General features: G+C 47.3%; 7 protein-coding genes. 6 read left to right on the top strand and 1 reads right to left on the bottom strand.

Going from position 1 to position 14,829, the window contains the following annotated elements:
* Window positions 1-69: 69 nt before the first annotated feature.
* Window positions 70-4,335, bottom strand: coding sequence for a formate dehydrogenase subunit alpha (fdhF, locus tag L5M37_RS10300; RefSeq protein WP_263200374.1), 4,266 nt, complete (start codon window positions 4,333-4,335; stop codon window positions 70-72).
* A gap of 549 nt (window positions 4,336-4,884) precedes the next feature.
* Between fdhF and prfB the strand changes: the two genes are divergently transcribed.
* From prfB to L5M37_RS10330, 6 genes are all read left to right on the top strand, one after another.
* A protein-coding gene (gene prfB, locus L5M37_RS10305) for a peptide chain release factor 2 (protein ID WP_168824900.1) occupies window positions 4,885-5,983 on the top strand; the annotation gives its coding sequence in 2 pieces (ribosomal slippage) (window positions 4,885-4,959 and window positions 4,961-5,983; 1,098 coding nt in all).
* Between the two features lie 28 nt (window positions 5,984-6,011).
* Window positions 6,012-7,514, top strand: coding sequence for a lysine--tRNA ligase (gene lysS, locus L5M37_RS10310; RefSeq protein WP_006080389.1), 1,503 nt, complete (start codon window positions 6,012-6,014; stop codon window positions 7,512-7,514).
* A 692-nt stretch (window positions 7,515-8,206) separates the two neighbouring features.
* Window positions 8,207-9,679, top strand: a complete 1,473-nt coding sequence (locus L5M37_RS10315) for a carbon starvation protein A (RefSeq protein ID WP_105250058.1) — start codon at window positions 8,207-8,209, stop codon at window positions 9,677-9,679.
* A 312-nt stretch (window positions 9,680-9,991) separates the two neighbouring features.
* Window positions 9,992-12,157 carry a catalase/peroxidase HPI gene (gene katG, locus L5M37_RS10320; RefSeq protein WP_263200376.1) on the top strand — a complete coding sequence of 722 codons (2,166 nt, stop codon included), beginning with the start codon at window positions 9,992-9,994 and terminating at the stop codon, window positions 12,155-12,157.
* A gap of 170 nt (window positions 12,158-12,327) precedes the next feature.
* Window positions 12,328-12,762 carry a PaaI family thioesterase gene (locus L5M37_RS10325; RefSeq protein WP_263200378.1) on the top strand — a complete coding sequence of 145 codons (435 nt, stop codon included), beginning with the start codon at window positions 12,328-12,330 and terminating at the stop codon, window positions 12,760-12,762.
* Window positions 12,763-13,132: 370 nt separating this feature from the next.
* A complete protein-coding gene (locus L5M37_RS10330; RefSeq protein WP_113939843.1) occupies window positions 13,133-14,821 on the top strand; it encodes a glucan biosynthesis protein in 1,689 nt (562 codons plus the stop codon).
* Window positions 14,822-14,829 lie beyond the last annotated feature (8 nt).

Here is a 14,829-nt window from a genome sequence, read left to right on the forward strand (position 1 = left end):
TGGCTTATTTACCTTTTTGAAGAGCACTTAATCCATCTACTTTAGTCAATCCAGCCTAGTCAGTTCATTCTAATCAATTTTCTCGGCAACCCGCTCAACCCTTACCGAGCAGACCTTATATTCTGGGATAAAAGCGACAGGATCGAGTGCATTGATGGTGAGTTTATTCGCCGCAGCTTCCACAAAGTGGAAGGGCAGGAATAGTACGCCAGCTTGGGCTCTTTTCGTCACAAAAGCGTCGATTTCAATTTCGCCGCGACGGGTAGTAAGTTTGATTTTATCGCCATTGCCTATGCCGAGTTGCTCGGCGTCATAGACTGAAATCATTACCTTAGGCGAGCCGAGTAAGTCGAGTCCAGCCGTTTTACGGGTTAAGGTGCCTGTGTGGAACTGTTCCAGTAAACGTCCGGTCGACAGAGTGAGCGGGTACTCACTGCAGGGCATTTCTGCGGGTAAGCGATAACTCACTGGCGTAAACTTACCTAAGCCGCGGGTGAATTGACCTTGGTGCATGATGGGCGTTCCCGGATGGGTTTCATCTGGGCAAGGCCATTGAATACCTTGGGGAATTTTACCGTCAACTCCAGTGCTTAATCGTTGCCAAGTAATGCCGCGATATTGTGGTGTCAGCTCATTGATTTCCTGCCAAATCGCTTCTTCATTAGGGTAATCCCAAGCGGCACCCATCGCATTGGCAATGGCTTGGACAATTTGCCAATCGGGCAGGGCTTCACCTGGCGGTAGCAGGGCTTGTTCGAGTCGCTGCACTCGTCGTTCAGTATTAGTGAAATGACCGCGTTTTTCGACAAAGGCTGCGGCGGGCAGAACCACATCGGCAAGCTCGGCGGTTTCGGTGAGGAAGATGTCCTGCACCACTAAAAAGTCGATTGCATTAAGCGCCCTAAGCACATGGGCTTGATCTGGGTCGCTTAATACGGGGTTTTCGCCCATCACATACAACGCCTTGATTTTCCCTTTGGAAATATCATGCATCATATGGGTGGCGGTTACGCCAATTTCTCCCGATAACGGCGTTTGCCAATGTGCCTCGAAACGCATTCTGGCGTGAATGTCGGTGACTTTTTGGTAACCACTGAAGAAGTTAGGCAGTGCGCCCATATCACAGGCACCTTGCACATTACTTTGTCCCCGCAGCGGGTTAATCCCCGCACCTTCAACCCCAATATTGCCGCATAGAAGTTGTAGATTAGATATGGCGGTGACATTGTCGTGTCCCGTCGTGTGCTGGGTAATGCCCATGGCATAGTAGACTGCGGTTTTGTCGGCCGTTCCTATGGTTTGGGCGATGCGGGCGATATCTTCGGCTTTAACACCTGTTATCAAGGCTGCGTTTTCTAGGCTGTAATCTACTTTTTTGAGTTCAGCATAGAGAGCATCCACGCCTTCGGTGTGCGCGGCAATATAGCTTTTATCCTGCCAGTCGTTGCGGATAATTTCCGCCATAATCGCATTGAGTAGCATGACGTCAGTGCCGGGTCTGTGGGCGACATAAAGCTGTGCACTGTCGGCAATGGCAACACGTTTAGGGTCGGCCACCATTAGTCTCGCGCCATGCAAAGCGACGGCTTGCTTAATTTTCGAGGCGATGATCGGGTGAGCACTGCTGGTGTCTGAGCCTATGATAAAAATCACATCCGATGCTTGAATGCTCGGAATGTCATTGGTCATGGCACCACTGCCGATACTTTGCTGTAGCCCAGTGACTGTGGATGAATGGCACAGACGGGCGCAATGGTCGATGTTATTGGTGCCGAGTATGCTTCTGACAAATTTTTGCAGGAGGAAGTTTTCTTCATTGGTGGCTTTTGCCGAAGCCAAGCTTGCCAGTGCATTGCTGCCATGTTGCTGTTTTATTTGCTGTAAATGTTCGGCCACATAGGCGATGGCTTCAGGCCAACTACTTGGCGTGAGCTGGCCATTTTTACGAATGAGTGGCGTGATGAGGCGTTTTTCACTGTGAATAAAATCGAAACCAAACCGGCCTTTCACACACAACATGCCTTGGTTTACCACAGACTCTTTATTGCCCTCGATATGACGGATCTGATTCGTGCTGGTATCGATTTTAAGGTCAAGCCGACAGCCTACGCCGCAATAGGTACAAATCGTTGATGCGGTTTTGAGTGGCATTTCATCGCCTTGGCGTTTATCCCGCGCATCGACGAGTGCACCCGTTGGGCAAACCTGCACACAGTTGCCGCATTGCACACATTTGCTGTCGGCCATGCTGGCGTTAAAGCCGACTCTCGGTGCTCGGCGCGTGGCGGTTTCACTTATGTCTTGCGGCAGCGCTTGATAAGAATCATGGGCAAATTGAATCGCACAATGGCCACTCTGCAACTGGCACACATCGACGCACTTACCACAGCTAATACAACGATTTGCATCAAATTGAATGAACGGACTCGATTTATCGACCGAAAACTTGCGCGCGCTTTGAGTGCTGAGTGACTTAGGCTCGACATGGTAGTCAGTCGCATAGTCCCTTAATTTACAATCCGTATTAGCTTGGCAGGCGCATTCAAGGCAGCGCGCGGCTTCTTGCATGGCGGTATCGGGGGCAAAGCCCAGCTCGACTTCGCCGTAATTGAGTAAACGCTGCACCGCGTTCAATTCGGGCATGGTTAAACGGGCTTTACGTGCGACATAGGGGTAGAGTTCGGTAGTTGGCAAGCCTTGTTTTATTGTGTTACCGACTGCTTTTGATGAATTAAATTCAGTGGCATGCAGCTCACAGCTTAGGCCTTGTTTGAGCAATTTATCTATGGCGATTGCGGCTTTATGGCCATCACCTATGGCGGCAACTGCGGTGGCAGGACCGCGGCGCGCATCGCCCACCACAAAGAGCTTTTCAACCCCGGACGACATAGTGTGCTCGCAGCCAATGAAGGTATTCCAGCGGCTGAGGGCAAGTGTGCCTTGGCTTAAAGGACTCGCGGGATCTTGCATGAAACTCAGGTCGGGAGTTTGCGATACTGCGGCTATTACAGTATCAAAATCCTGGGTAAAGGTTTCACCGGTATCAACGGGAGCACGTCTGCCAGAGGCATCGGCTTCGCCGAGTGCCATCTTAGCGAAGGTGACTGAATGGACTCTACCTTGCGCATCGCTATGGTTTTCAAGCGGATTGGTTAAAAAATGAAACTTCACCCCTTCGACTTCGGCCTCGTGTACTTCGTAAGCTTCGGCGGGCATTTCTGCGCGGGTACGACGGTAAATTAAGGTGACATCACAGCCTTCACGCACCGCTGTGCGGGCGCAATCAATAGCGGTATTGCCACCACCAATGACAGCGACTTTTTTGCCCAGTACGAGTGTCTTGTCGAGACAATGATCTTTTAAGTAATCGACACCTAAGTAGCAGCCCGCAAGTGTGCTGCCGGGATAATCCATAGGTACGGCTTTTTGGGCGCCAATGGCGAGACAAACGGCATCGAAATCTTCAACTAATTGATTTAAATGTATCTCATGGCCGAGACGTGTTTCTGTGTATATGGTTAAGCCATTGCGGCACAGGAGTGCGATCTCCTTGTCTAGTATCGCCTTAGGTAAGCGATATTCAGGAATGCCATAGCGCAGCCAGCCACCCGCCTGTGGCATAGATTCGAATATCTCAACGCTATGGCCTTGGTTTGATAAGTAATATCCGGCACTTAACCCTGCTGGACCCGCACCGATAATCGCGACTTTTTTGCCCGTGTCGGTTTGGCGTGGCGGCACATAACTCATGCCCCCATTTTCGCCATCAGCTAAGTCGAGATCGGCGGCGTGGCGTTTTAATTGACGTATGGCAATGGGCTCATCGACCAGCCCGCGGCGACATTGTGCTTCACAAAAAGCAGGGCAGACACGGCCAATGGAGAGTGGCAGCGGCAAAGTTTGTTTAATGACTTTAACGGCTTCAGTATGGTTGCCTTGGGCTATGTGATACAGGTAACTCTGCACATCGACGCCCGCGGGGCATGCTTGTTGGCAGGGGGCTTCACAATCGGCAAAATGATCGCTCAAGATCTCAGTCAGCGATTGTTTGCGTTTTTGACTTAAGAATTCAGACTGAGTTATGACTCGCATGCCGACTGTGGCGGACGTTTCACAGGCGCGTACGCAGCGCAAACTGGCGTCAGAATTCTCAATCTGGACGACACACAAATTGCAGGCTTGCTTGTCTGCATGCTCGTGAACGCCTAATTGCTGCGAGGCTGCGCTGGGATCACATAAGCTGGGTATTGCTATGCCAGCAGCATGCGCCACTTGCAGTAGGTTATCGGTCGGATTAACCGACAACACTTGGTCATCAATTCGAAGTTCTATCATCCCATGGCCTTTTTATATGTAGGGTGCTTAGCTGCTATAGCGCGGGGCTGCAGGCTTAGGTTGTTTCGAGTATACCTAGACAGCTTTAGAAGACGCTTATGGGCGAGTGAAGTTTGCTGCAAAATTGCAGCTTGAATCACAAACCCGCCCAGATTGTGCGCTGGTGAATGTTTGTTCTGATTTAGTCGTGATGGGGTTGGCGTTATCAGGCCTTTTTAGTTGTGTTTCCTTTGATATTATGGGGATTTTTTAGGCAGGAGAGCGCTTGTGTGTCAGCCATTGGCCTCGCGCATAGCACTATCTTGGCTAAATTCTTGGCTAAATTTAAGTAAGATCACAGTCTTAACTCATTGCTTTTTGTTAGTCTCGGCTTTAGTGCTGTGATCTTTTAGCTTGGAAAATAATCCTTGTTATCCCATTTAATGAACAGTGCACCCCTAGGTTTACCAGTCTGGTTAGGTTAAAATGCGCGGTTGCAAATACTGTTAATCACCGCCCCTTTTAGTGGAAGATCAATTAAAGCGGCCAAATAAAGAAAGTTGAAAACTCATGTTTGAAGTTAATCCAGTAAAATTCAAAATTAAGGAGCTTGCCGAGCGCACGGAGCTTCTTAGGGGGTATCTTTGACTACGATGCCAAAAATGAGCGTCTAGAAGAAGTTACTCGTGAGCTTGAAAGTTCAGAAGTGTGGAACGACCCAGAGCGCGCCCAAGCCTTAGGCAAAGAGCGTGCCAGCCTAGAAGCTGTGGTCAAAACCATAGACGATATGGACTCAGGTCTTGAAGATGTTGAAGGCTTACTCGAGCTGGCTATTGAAGAGGAAGACGAAGATACCTTCAATGAAACCAGTAAAGAGCTGGATTATCTCGAAAGCCGCCTTGCCGATCTTGAATTCCGTCGTATGTTCTCCGGCCCGCAAGATGCGTCAAACTGTTATTTAGACATTCAGTCTGGTAGTGGTGGTACCGAAGCCCAAGATTGGGCCAACATGGTGCTGCGTATGTACCTACGTTGGGGCGAAGCCCATGGCTTTAGCCCTGAGTTGATGGAAGTGACCGATGGTGACGTGGCCGGTATTAAAGGCGCGACCATTAAGTTTACTGGCGAATATGCGTTCGGTTGGTTACGCACTGAGACTGGCGTGCACCGTTTAGTACGTAAGTCGCCATTCGATTCATCGGGTCGTCGTCATACGTCATTCTGCTCTGTGTTCGTTTATCCAGAAATCGATGACGATATCACGATTGATATCAACCCATCGGATCTGCGTATTGACACTTATCGCGCATCTGGCGCGGGTGGTCAGCACGTTAACAAAACGGAATCGGCGATTCGTATTACCCACTTACCGACGAATACCGTCGTGCAGTGCCAGAACGACCGTTCACAGCATAAAAATAAAGATGCTGCGATGAAGCAGCTGAAAGCAAAACTGTTTGAGTTAGAAATGCTCAAGCAAAATGCCGACAAACAGGCCGCAGAAGACGCTAAGTCTGATATCGGCTGGGGCAGTCAAATTCGCTCTTATGTATTAGACGATGCCCGCATTAAAGACTTACGCACAGGCGTTGAAACCCGCAATACTCAAGCGGTACTCGATGGCGATCTGGATAAGTTTATCGAAGCCAGTTTGAAATCTGGGCTGTAATTAATTCAAGGTATAGACGAGAAATAAGATGACTGAACAAGTAATTGATGAGAACAAACTGATCGCCGAGCGCCGTGCCAAGCTAGAAAGCATTCGCCCAAACTGTAGTGCTAATGCCCATCCAAATACCTTCCGTCGCACCCATAAAGCGGCTGAATTACAAGCACAGTATGGTCAAAACACTAAAGAAGAACTCGAAGCCTTAGGTTTTAAGACTAGCATCGCTGGCCGCATCATGGCAAAGCGTGGTCCTTTCTTAGTGATCCAAGACGTGTCTGGCCGTATTCAAGCTTACGCTGAAAAAAGCGTACAAGCTGATTTGAAAGAGCGTTTTCAAGGTCTGGATATCGGTGACATCATAGGTGTAACCGGTCAGCTGCATTTGTCTGGCAAAGGCGACTTATACGTCAACATGGAACAGTACGAGCTACTGACCAAGGCGCTGCGTCCATTGCCTGCGGACTATTATGGTCTAGCCGATCAAGAAATGCGCTACCGTCAACGTTACGTGGATCTCATCGTTAACGAAGATTCACGCAATGCCTTCATCATGCGTTCTAAAGTGGTTTCTGCAATTCGTAACTTCATGATCAAAAAAGAGTTCATGGAAGTTGAAACCCCTATGATGCACGTGATCCCAGGTGGTGCTTCGGCGCGTCCTTTTATCACCCATCACAACGCCTTAGACATGCCAATGTATCTGCGTATCGCGCCAGAATTATATCTGAAGCGTTTAGTGGTCGGTGGTTTTGAGCGTGTGTTCGAAATCAACCGTAACTTCCGTAACGAAGGTCTGTCGCCACGTCATAACCCAGAATTCACTATGATGGAATTCTATATGGCTTATGCTGACTACAAAGATCTGATGGACCTTACCGAAGAAATGCTCAGCTCGATTGCTATCGAACTGCTTGGCAGTGCGCAAATGCCATACGGTGAGCACACAGTCGATTTCGGTGGCCCATACGCACGTTTAAGCATGTTAGAAGCGATTCAGAAGTACAATCCTGATAACGCCACTATCCAAGCTATGACCTATGAGCAAGTGAAAGATGTTGAATTCATGCGCGATTTAGCGAAAAGCTTAGGCATGAAGATTGAGAAGTTCTGGACTTGTGGTCAGCTACTTGAAGAAATCTTCGGTGAAACTGCTGAATGGCAATTGATGCAACCAACGTTCATCACTGGCTACCCAGCGGATATTTCACCATTGGCACGTCGTAATGATGACAACCATTTTATCACTGACCGTTTCGAATTCTTCATCGGTGGCCGCGAAGTGGCTAACGGCTTTAGCGAGCTGAACGATGCTGAAGATCAAGACAACCGCTTTAAAGCACAGGTTGACGCGAAAGATGCAGGTGACGATGAAGCTATGTTCTACGATGCAGACTATATCACTGCACTGGAACACGGTTTGCCACCCACGGCAGGTCAAGGTATCGGTATCGACCGTTTAGTGATGTTGTTCACTAACACTCATACTATCCGTGACGTGATCCTGTTCCCTGCCATGCGCCCACAGGCGTAATGCAGTCGAACAAGGTATTTCGTTGGTACATTTTGTTGTATTAGTTTAGCCACTCGACTTTTAGTAAGTCGCAATAGCTTAAGTTTACAGTGATTGATTTAGGTATGACCTGAGCATCGCTACGATGAATACCCCCTAAAAAACCAGCCATTTGGCTGGTTTTTTGTTTTCTAAAATAGCTAAAAATAATGAGTGATAAAGTTGAACTGTTAGTAACCTAAAAATGGGCTAGATGAGCATCATTAAGTGGCACGTTAGCTTTAGGTTGTGGCTATCGATCGTAGTGTAGATTGCGGGTTTAGCTTGTGAGTGTAGATAGTGTTTTTAACTTGGGGTTGTATATTGGGATGTCACGAAACACTCGTCTATGCTGCTAGCATCTCGCCGCCAGTCACATGCGATATTGTCTGTGTTCATTTCATTTTCGATAGCGATGGTTTGCAGGAATACCTAGGGCGAGGAGTTCAAGAAGAGGCAATTGAGAAACATCAAAATAGTTGGTTGTATTACTGAGTGCATAAATACTTCATAGGGATTATTTTTAAACGCGTTTGTTCATCTATACCCACTCGTACGGCTGTTTCAGATAATCAACCCGACATTAGTCTAATAGTGTGTTGCTTGACCTCAGTCGCTAACTCAATGAAACTCTCCATTAAATCACCTCCTACTAAAGTATGGATAATTAAATAATGTTAATTTTCTTTATTTGTATCGCACTCTTAGTGCTTGCATACAAGTTCTATAGTCCCTTTGTTGAGCGGCAAGCGGGTATAGATCCTAAAGCGATAACACCACAGGCGAGATTCGAAGATGGCGTCGATTACGTTCCGGTTCATCCGGCTAAAGCGTTTCTGATCCAGTTCCTCAATGTCGCGGGTGTGGGGCCGATATTTGGCCCGATCCTCGGTGCACTTTACGGCCCAATAGCCTTAGTGTGGATTGTACTGGGGAATATTATTGGCGGCGCAGTACATGATTATTTTTCTGGCGTGCTCAGTATTAAAGAAGACGGTAAGAGTCTGCCAGAGATTGCGGGCCACTACTTTAATATTTACTTTAAAGGCGTGATGTTGCTGTTTACGGCTATGCTGCTGTTTTTTGTGGGCGTGGTCTTCATCATGAGCCCCGCAGGTTTGCTGAGTAATCTCGATTATTTTAAAGACACCATCTTTGGCAATAATACCTTCTGGGTGTTAGTGATTTTAGTCTATTACTTTTTAGCGACTATGCTGCCGATTGATAAAATCATCACTAAATTATATCCCGCATTTGGTTTGTTGATGATAGTCATGACAGTTTCTATCGCCGTTGCTCTAATGATCAATGCGCCGCAGTTACCTGAAATGGGGGATGTGTTTGCCTATTTCGACCACAGCCATTACAACAATGAGTTACTCGAACCAAACCCTGATGGACTACCTGTTTGGCCACTGTTATTTGTGACTATTACCTGTGGTGCGATTAGCGGTTTCCATTCAACTCAAGCGCCTATCATGGCTCGTTGCTTGACGAATGAGAAGTATGTTCGCCCTGTGTATTATGGCGCTATGGTTGCTGAAGGTATCGTTGCTTGTGTATGGGCAACGGCGGGTATTGCAGCTTTCCCTGGCGGTTATGTTGAGCTTAAGAGTTTGCTCGACCAAGGTGGCCCAGGTTTAGTGGTTAACCAAGTGGCAACCACGTATTTAGGTGTTGCGGGCGGTATTATGGCGATTGTGGCCGTGGCTATCTTCCCTATTACCTCTGGCGATACCGCATTTCGTTCGCTGCGTTTGACGATTATCGATGCCTTCCATATTCCGCAAAGTATGCGTAATCGTTTATTGGTTGCTGTGCCTATTCTGACCATTGCGTATTTTATGACGAAGATCGATTTCTCTTTGATTTGGCGTTACTTTGCTTTCTCAAATATGCTGCTATCAACCAGTGTATTGTGGTTAGCAACTAAGTACTTGTTCGATCGCGGGACCTTCCATTGGATTGTTAGCTTACCAGCGATTGGCGGCACCAGCGTTACTGTGTCTTATATTATGACTGCGGGTATTGGCTTAGGCTTACCGCAACCTTTGAGCCAGCCAGTGGGTATTGCTGTCGGAGTTATCTGTTTAGTTGCGCTGATCATTGCGCACAATAGACGCAAACCTGTGGCAGAAGTTAAATAGTCAATTATCCCATAGTTTTACCCAATAAAAATCAAGGGCTGCATTTTGCAGCCCTTGTTTTTTTATGATTGGTATCATTCTACTATCCTTTAATAGCTTATTTTAGAAAGGGTCATTTTTGCTGAATATTTTTTAATGAGCGGATTCATCGCGTTTCATCTAGAGGTAAGGTAAGGTCGTTAGACTGGTTTTTATTTCTCTATTGAAACGATTAGTCTGTGGTAGAGAGCGTTAAGCAGTACAAACTTGCGGCAAAAGTCATTTAGATTTTATTTACTTGAATATTTTTTGCGAACAGAAGGAGAGCACGTTATGTCTGAGAACAAATGTCCTATGCACCATTCTGCTGGTGGCACCTCGAATCGAGATTGGTGGCCTAAACAGCTCCGGCTCGATATTCTGCACCAACACTCTTCCTTATCTAATCCTTTGGGTGATGACTTCAATTATGCTGAAGCCTTTAAATCCCTCAATTTAGCTGCTGTAAAGCAAGATCTTCTCGCATTAATGACGGATTCACAGGACTGGTGGCCTGCAGATTTTGGCCACTATGGGCCGCTATTTATTCGTATGGCATGGCACAGTGCTGGCACCTATCGTACCGGTGATGGACGTGGCGGAGCGGGGAGTGGTAATCAACGTTTCGCACCGTTAAACAGCTGGCCAGATAACGTAAACCTCGATAAAGCACGTCGGCTCCTTTGGCCGATTAAACAAAAATATGGCAATAAAATCTCTTGGGCCGATTTGATGATCCTCACGGGTAATGTCGCGCTGGAATCTATGGGATTCAAAACCTTAGGTTTCGCTGGTGGGCGAGTCGATATTTGGGAACCCGAAGCTGATATTTACTGGGGTGCGGAAAATAAATGGTTAGACGATAAGCGTTACTCGGGAGAGCGAGATCTTGAAGATCCCCTCGCCGCAGTCCAAATGGGGTTGATTTATGTTAACCCTGAGGGACCCAATGGCGACCCAGATCCTTTCGCTGCCGCCGTTGATATCCGCGAAACCTTTGCCCGTATGGCGATGAATGATGAAGAAACCGTAGCCTTGATTGCAGGTGGTCATACTTTTGGTAAAACCCATGGTGCAGGTGACGCAGCATTAGTCGGACCTGAGCCAGAAGCCGCAGGTATTGAGCAGCAAGGGCTAGGTTGGCAGAGTCGCTATAAAAGCGGTAAAGGTGGCGATACTATTTCCAGTGGCCTCGAAGTGACTTGGACCTCAACACCAACCCAATGGAGTAACAATTTTTTTGAAAATCTATTCGGATATGAATGGGAACTGACTAAGAGCCCAGCGGGTGCCCATCAGTGGATACCTAAAAATGGCGCGGGTAAAGGGGTGATCCCCGATGCACATGATGCTTCAAGACGTCATGTGCCAACCATGTTGACCACCGACCTTGCACTGATCTTCGACCCTGATTACGAGAAAATATCACGTCGATTCTTTGAAAATCCCGATGAGTTTGCCGATGTATTTGCAAAAGCCTGGTACAAGCTGACACACAGAGATATGGGGCCATGCACGCGCTATTTGGGTCCTGAAGTGCCTGCAGAAACGTTTCTTTGGCAAGACCCCATTCCTGCGGTTGATCATCCCCTGGTTAATGAGCAGGATGTTACTGATCTCAAACTGAAGATTATTGGTTCTGGATTAACGATTTCAGAAGTCGTTGCCACTGCTTGGGCCTCGGCATCTACCTATCGCGGTTCTGATATGCGCGGTGGTTCGAACGGTGCTCGAATTCGACTCGCACCGCAAAAAGATTGGCCAGTAAATCAGCCTGAGCAGCTCGCTAAGGTGCTCAAAGTGCTTGAGAGTATTCAGTCTGAGTTCAATCAAGGAGGTAAGAAAATCTCCCTTGCTGACTTGATTGTGCTAGCAGGTTGCGTCGGTATTGATCAAGCGGCTAGAAATGCGGGGGTTGAAGTGACGATTCCATTTACGCCGGGTCGTATGGATGCCACGCAAGCACAAACTGATGTGGAATCTTTTGCGGTACTTGAACCTGTCGCAGATGGCTTTAGAAATTATCATCCCACTCCGTTTTCTGTTTCGGCGGAGGAGTTATTGGTCGATAGGGCGCAATTGCTGACCTTAACTGCGCCGGAAATGACAGTGCTTATTGGCGGTCTGCGGGTGTTGGATACGAACTCTGATCAGTCAAAAACAGGTGTCTTGACTGCGCGTCCTGAGTTTTTGACCAATGACTTTTTTGTTAACTTGCTTGATATGGGGACGACGTGGAAACCCACTTCCAAAGCGGAGGATATGTTTGTGGGTGTTGATCGCGTCAGTGGCCAGCAAAAGTGGACTGCAAGTCGTGTTGATTTGATCTTTGGCTCTAATTCGCAGCTGCGTGCACTCGCAGAAGTGTACGCGAGTAGTGATGCACAGCTGCGATTTGTCGATGATTTTATCGACGCTTGGACTAAGGTGATGAACTTAGATAGATTCGATCTTCGCTGAGCTTTTATTTATTAGTCTTTTTAGTGGTATATGGACCCAATTTAGGCGCCGCAGGGGTTAATGCAGACCGAGCGTTTAAGTGGATTTTCAGTTAAATGATCGCCTAATCCAAAGTGGTTAAGCGGTCATTTTTATTCATGTGCTTTGACGCTCATCAATTTAGGTGGAATATGAATATTCAGCAAATGTCGGGTTTAGCCATTTTACAGGCAATGGCAAGGGGTGAATTACCCGCACCTTCTATATCTCTCACTATGCCAATGTCGCTGGTTCAAGCCGACGAAGGAACGGTGACATTCCAGGCGACTGCCGATGATAAGCACCTCAACCCATTGGGCGGCGTTCATGGTGGTTTTGCCGCGACTGTACTGGATTCGGTTACAGGTTGCGCCGTGCATACCTTGCTTGAAGCGGGTGTCGGTTACGGCACTATCGATTTGAATATTAAAATGATTCGACCTGTGCCTAAACATCAAGTGTTAGTGGCTGAGGGCAAGGTGATCAATTTATCTAAGTCTTTAGGTTTTTCGGAAGGTACGCTAAAAACACAGGATGGAAAACTGCTCGCCACTGCTACTGCGACTTGTATGATTTTAAGGCCATAAACCGATTTTGCGGGCTGGCGATATTATCTCTTCGAGTTAACACGCTGAGCAGATAATTAACCTATGCCGAAGGTGCACTTTATCTTCAGGTCTTAAGTCGACGGCCTTCTTGCTGGCAGTGAGGTTTTTATGGGCGTAAATTCAGTTAATAACGGAATTTTTTAATCATATTTTCATAAATAGGCCTCAAGATTGAAAATAGCTAGCATGCCATATTCCATTCGACAGAAAGTATGCTAGATTCTGGCGAATTGTTGCTGATCGCTGTATTGTTACCTCTGTCATCAACAGTTCTCCACAGGGCCATCGCTGCAATTGATTCAGATTTGCAGGGAAGTGTCAGGAAGTTACACCAATTCAGAGTCTGCTTATGCAACCCAATTTATTTCCCGAACAAAGAAACGTTTATCAAGAATCGAGGGCGACACTACCCTCGATTGAAGCCCAATCTTCCTCTCGTCGCGGCCGTTTGCAGCGTATGGTTGGCGGCGTATTGTTAACCTGTAGCGTATTGCTGAGTCTTTCAGCATGTGCGGCAGGTAAGCAGGCGTCACCACAAGAAGGTGAAGAGTTTAGTTACGCTTGGCTTAAGGGTTACGCCCGTACTATGGCTGCACAACCCTATGAGAGTCATAAAGGCGAATTACCTAAAAGCCTTCAGGGCATGAGTTGGGATGATTACCAACAATTCCACTTCAAGAAGAAAGCCGCACTATGGCGTGATCAAGATTCGGAGTTTCGTGCCGAACTGTTCCATCTTGGGCTGTTTTTTGATACCCCTATTCATATTTATGAGCTAAATGAGGGTAAGGCTAAGTTAATCGAATATTCACCTTCAATGTTCGATTACGGCAAGTCAAAGGTCAAAGGTAGTCAGTTGCCTAAGGATCTTGGTTTTGCTGGTTTCCGTATGCAATTTAATACCGATTGGCAGCGTGACATTGTTGCCTTCCTTGGCGCTAGTTATTTCCGCGCAGTGGGTCAAGAAATGCAGTACGGTTTGTCGGCTCGCGGCTTAGCGGTTGATACTGCACTGCCAAAACCCGAAGAGTTTCCAATGTTCACCAATTTCTGGTTAGAAAAACCTAAACCAGGATCGAATATCACCACTGTGTATGCCTTGCTAGACTCTCCGAGTGTCACGGGTGCTTATCGTTTTGATATCGAACCGGGTGAACGTTTAAAAATGAAGGTGGATGTGGCTGTTTATCCACGTAAAGCGATTGAACGTTTAGGCGTTGCGCCACTGACCAGTATGTTTATGGTGGGTGAGAACGATCGCCGCACCGGTTATGACTGGCGTCCAGAAATCCATGACACCGATGGTCTAGCCATGCACACGGGCAATGGTGAATGGATTTGGCGTCCGCTAGGTAACCCTGAAAACCTGCGATTCAACGCCTATAGCGATGAAAATCCAAAAGGTTTTGGTTTACTGCAACGTGATCGTAACTTTGATCATTATCAGGACGACGGCGTGTTTTATGATAAACGCCCAAGCCTATGGATTGAACCAACCAGCAGTTGGGGTAAAGGTTCAGTGCAGTTGGTTGAAATTCCAACACTGGATGAAACCTTTGATAACATAGTGGCTTTCTGGAATCCTGCTGAGCCGATTGTTCCTGGTCAAGAGCTGCTGTACAGCTACAACATGTACTGGGGTGGCATTCCACCGGTTCAATCACCCCGTGCTCGGGTTGTCGATACCTTCACCGGGATTGGCGGCGTAGTTGGCCAGAAACGCAAATACTACAGTAAGCGTTTTGTGGTTGATTTCGCGGGCGGAACTTTACCTATGATAGGTAAAGACACCCAAGTTAAAGCCGTGATCACAGCATCTGAAGGCAAAGTGGAAATTGAATCAGCCCGTCCTTTAGCCTCGATTAATGGTTACCGCGCTATGTTTGACGTAGTGCCACCTGGAGACGGTACTGAGCCGATTAACCTGAGAGTCTATTTGGAGGTCGATGGTCAGCCATTGTCTGAGACTTGGATGTATCAGTGGAATCCGCCTGCAAAGGATGATCGTGAATTGCACAATGCAGGTCATCTGCAATAAGCGATTCG

Source organism: Shewanella sp. SM69 (assembly GCF_025653985.1).
Classification (GTDB): Bacteria; Pseudomonadota; Gammaproteobacteria; order Enterobacterales; family Shewanellaceae; genus Shewanella; species Shewanella oncorhynchi.

Excerpts from the sequence above, each read along its gene's own strand:
- fdhF (WP_263200374.1), bottom strand. The coding sequence starts at position 4,335 with ATGATAGAACTTCGAATTGATGACCAAGTGTTGTCGGTTAATCCGACC.
- L5M37_RS10330 (WP_113939843.1), top strand. The coding sequence starts at position 13,133 with ATGCAACCCAATTTATTTCCCGAACAAAGAAACGTTTATCAAGAATCG.
- katG (WP_263200376.1), top strand. The coding sequence starts at position 9,992 with ATGTCTGAGAACAAATGTCCTATGCACCATTCTGCTGGTGGCACCTCG.
- lysS (WP_006080389.1), top strand. The coding sequence starts at position 6,012 with ATGACTGAACAAGTAATTGATGAGAACAAACTGATCGCCGAGCGCCGT.
- L5M37_RS10315 (WP_105250058.1), top strand. The coding sequence starts at position 8,207 with ATGTTAATTTTCTTTATTTGTATCGCACTCTTAGTGCTTGCATACAAG.
- L5M37_RS10325 (WP_263200378.1), top strand. The coding sequence starts at position 12,328 with ATGAATATTCAGCAAATGTCGGGTTTAGCCATTTTACAGGCAATGGCA.